Source organism: Dietzia sp. B19, from assembly GCF_014145155.1.
GTDB classification, from domain to species: domain Bacteria; phylum Actinomycetota; class Actinomycetes; order Mycobacteriales; family Mycobacteriaceae; genus Dietzia; species Dietzia natronolimnaea.
Genome location: NZ_JAALED010000391.1, coordinates 1 through 3,834 on the forward strand (window position 1 = coordinate 1; position 3,834 = coordinate 3,834).

Genomic DNA, 3,834 nt, shown 5'->3' on the forward strand with positions numbered 1-3,834 from the left:
CGGCGACGAACGCCCCCGGCGGTCGGGGATCGCGACCGGCGCGTACGTCGGCCACCGCCTCGGCGAAGGCCTCGCCGTCCGGGTACCGACGAGTCGGATCCTTGACCATGGCGTCGGCGAGGAGCCTGCGGACCGGCGGCGGCACCGAGTCGGGCAGCGGGGGCGGCGTCTCCCGGACGTGCATCATCGCCACGCTCACCGGCGAGTCGGCCACGAACGGCCTGCGCCCGGAGACGCACTCGTACCCCACCACGCCGAGCGAGTACACGTCACCGGCCGGGGTGGTCTCGTGGCCCATGGCCTGCTCGGGGGCGATGTACTGGGCGGTGCCCACGACCATCCCGGCCTGCGTGACCGCCGCGGACCCCATCGACTTGGCGATGCCGAAATCGGTGAGCTTGACCTGCCCGGAGGGCGTGATGAGGATGTTGCCCGGCTTGACGTCCCGGTGCACCAACCCGATCGCGTGCGCGGCGTTGAGTGCGCGACCGGTCTGCTCGAGCATGTCGAGCGTGTGGCGCAGCGGGAGCGACCCCTCGCGGGACAGGACGTCGGACAGGGGCTCGCCCACCACGAGCTCCATGACCAGGTAGGACAGTGGACTGCCCGAGGCCGGGTCGTCGATCTGCCCGTAGTCGTAGACCGTCGCGATCCCCGGGTGGGAGATCCGCGCCGTCACCTTGGCCTCGGACCGGAACCGCTCCACGAACTCCTGGTCGGAGGAGAACTCGGCCTTGAGCACCTTCACCGCCACGTGCCGGTCCAGCACCGCGTCGGCCGCCTCCCAGACCTGGCCCATCCCGCCCGTGGCGATCAGGCGCAACAGGCGGTACCGGCCGGACAGGAGCGCTCCGGAGTTGAGGCTCATCCGGCGCCCCCGAGGAGGGCGCCGAGGACCTCGCGCCCGATGGGGGCGGCGTAGGTGGAGCCCACGGTGTCGCGGGTGACGCCCGGCCCGGATTCGATCGCCACGGCCACGGCCACGTCCTGGCCGGGCACGAACGCGATGTACCAGGTGTAGGGGACGGACTCCGCGGCATCCACGCCGTGCTCCGCGGTGCCGGTCTTGGAGGCGATGGTCACCCCGGGCAGGCCGCCCCCGGCGTTGCGCTCCGCGCCCTCCATGAGTTCGGTGAGGGTGCCGGCCTGCTCGTCGGTGAGGGCGCGTCCGGCGTCCTCGGGGGTGAACCCCTGCACCACGGAGAGGTCCGGCGCCGTGAGCGAGCGGATCAGCTGCGGCTGCATACGCACCCCACCGTTGGACACGGTGGCGGCCACCATGGCGTTCTGCAGGGTGGTCATGCGGACATCGCTCTGACCGATCGAGCTCATGGCGAGCTGGGCGGCGTCCTCCATCTGGCCGAGCCCGGACGGCGCCGCGGGGATCCCGAGCTCGTCCGGCTCACCGCCGTCCACACCGAAGCGCTCGGCCATCTCGGTGAACGCGTCGGCACCGATCTCCTGGCTGAGCTCCACGAAGGGCACGTTGCAGGAGAGCTCGAACGCGGTGCGGAGGGTGACGGTGCCGCCACCGCAGGTCTGGCCGGCGTAGTTCTGCAGGAACGTGGAGGTTCCGGGCAGCAGTGTGCGGTCCGCGCCGGAGACCGGGGTCTCCGGTCCCATCCCGGACTCGAGGGCGGCGGCGGTGGTGATGACCTTCATGGTGGACCCGGGAGGCAGGGACTGCTGGGTGGCGTGGTTGAGCAGCGGCCGGTCGGGGCTCTGCTCGATCCGCGCCATCTCCTGCGTGCGGACGGTCTGCTCCTGGCTGGACAGGGCGTTGGGATCGAAGGACGGGCTGGAGGCCAGCGCCAGGACCTCGCCGGTGGAGGGTCGGACCGCCGCCACGGAACCCACGAAGGGTCCCTGGCCCGCGCCCCGCTGCAGCGCCGCGTAGGCGACCTCCTGGGCGACGGGGTCGAGCGTCAGCTCCACCGAACCGCCCTGGGGGGTGCGCCCGGAGATGAGCCCCGAGATGCGCTGGGAGAGCAGCCGCGGGTCGGACCCGTTGAGGAACGCGTCCTGGGACTGTTCGATCCCCGAGGTGGCGAACTGCAGGGAGTAGTACCCGACCGTCGGGCCGAACGCGGTCGGACCGGTGGGATAGGTGCGCTCGAACTCGTACCTGCCCTCGGAGGGGACCGACATGGCCAGCACCCGGCCGCCGGCGGTGATCTGCCCGCGCTGGCGGGAGTACTCGTCGAGCAGCATCCGGGTGTTGCGGGGGTCGGCGCGCAGGTCGTCGGCGCGGAAGACCTGCACCCAGGTGAGCTGGAGGAGCAGCGCGACCACCATGACGATGGCGGCGATCGCGATCCTGCGGATGGCGGCGTTCACGCGGCGCTCACCCGGACTTCCGGACGCGGGCCAGCAGCGGGGTCCGCATCATGCCCGTGGCGGCCTCGGCGAGCGCGGGTGTCTGACGCGGGGTCGGCAGCGGCCGCCGGGCGTCGTCCGACAACCGGAGCAGGATGGCCAGCAGGGCGTAGTTGGCGAGCAGGCTCGACCCGCCGTAGGCCATGAAGGGCAGGGTGAGCCCGGTGAGCGGGATGAGGGTGGAGACCCCGCCGACCACCACGAACACCTGGATGGCCACGGTGAAGGCCAGGCCGACGGCGACGAGTTTGCCGAAGCTGTCCCTGATGGTCAGACCCACGCGGATCCCGCGCAGGACGATGATCGTGTAGATCATCAGCACGGCGGCGAGGCCGATCAGGCCCAGTTCCTCGCCGATCGTGGAGGTGATGAAGTCGGTGCCCGCGAACGGCACCTGGTCCGGCCGCCCGTTGCCGAGTCCGGTGCCGCCCATGCCGCCGGAGGCGAGACCGAACAGGGCCTGCGAGCTCTGATAGCCGCCGGTGTCGAAGTAGGCGAAGGGGTCCTGCCAGATCTGGAACCGCACCCGCACGTGCCCGAAGAGGGCGTAGGCCAGCACGCCACCGATACCCACCAGCACCACGCCGATGAGCAACCAGCTGACCCGCTCGGTGGCCACGTAGAGCATGGTCAGCACGGTGGCGAAGAGCAGGAGCGCCATGCCGAGGTCCGTGTTGAACACCAGCACGCCCAGGGACAGGAACCACGCCACGATGATCGGCCCGAGGTCACGCCCGCGGGGCAGGTCCACGCCGAGGATCCGCCGACCGGCGCTGGTGAACAGCTCCCGCTTCTCGACCAGGATCGAGGCGAAGAAGATGATGAGCAGGATCTTGGCGAACTCGCCGGGCTGGATGGTGAAGCCGGGCAGGATGATCCAGTTCTTGGCGCCGTTGATCTCGGAGAACCGGGCGGGCAGCACCGCCGGGATCGCCAGCAACACCAGGCCGGCGAAACCCATGGTGTAGCCGTACCGGGACAGCACCCGGTGGTCCCGGAGGAAGTACAACACGGCCGCCATGAAGGCCAGCCCGATGAGGGTCCACAGCAGCTGCCGGGTGACGTCCATCCCCGGCGGGTCGGTGCCGTTGGCCACGGCGCGCGCCGCGTACGCCAGGTCGAGGCGGTAGATCAGCACCAGGCCCAGGCCGTTGAGCAGGGCGACGGCCGGCAGGAGCACCGGGTCCGAGAAGGGGGCCAACCACCGGATCAGCAGGTGGGCGCCGCCGCACAGACCGAGGTAGGCGAGGGTGAGCCAGAGCAGTGTGAGGCTGAGTTCCTGCTCCTGGGCCAGCTGGACCAGGAGCAGTGCGAATCCGACGATCACCGAGGCGGCGACCAGCAGGACGAGCTCCTTGCCGCGGCGGGGCGGGGCCGGAGCCGCCTGCGTTCCGGGTACGGGGGCGGCCACGGGTCAGCTCACCGCCCGGCAGTCGACTCCCGGCACGGGGGCCGGGG

3 protein-coding genes are annotated in these 3,834 nt (G+C 71.3%); all 3 read right to left on the bottom strand.

The annotated features are described in order from the left end of the window. The coding region (locus tag G6020_RS11505; RefSeq protein WP_182610724.1) for a serine/threonine-protein kinase at nt 1–868 on the bottom strand (868 nt) is incomplete at its 3' end. After that, on the bottom strand, nt 865–2,337 hold the full coding sequence (locus tag G6020_RS11510; protein ID WP_182610725.1) for a penicillin-binding transpeptidase domain-containing protein: 1,473 nt from the start codon (nt 2,335–2,337) through the stop codon (nt 865–867). The genes G6020_RS11505 and G6020_RS11510, both read right to left, overlap by 4 nt. A gap of 7 nt (nt 2,338–2,344) precedes the next feature. Next, the gene (locus G6020_RS11515) at nt 2,345–3,787 is read right to left on the bottom strand and encodes an FtsW/RodA/SpoVE family cell cycle protein (protein ID WP_182610726.1); all 1,443 of its coding nucleotides are present in this window, start codon (nt 3,785–3,787) and stop codon (nt 2,345–2,347) included. Nucleotides 3,788–3,834: the final 47 nt, after the last annotated feature.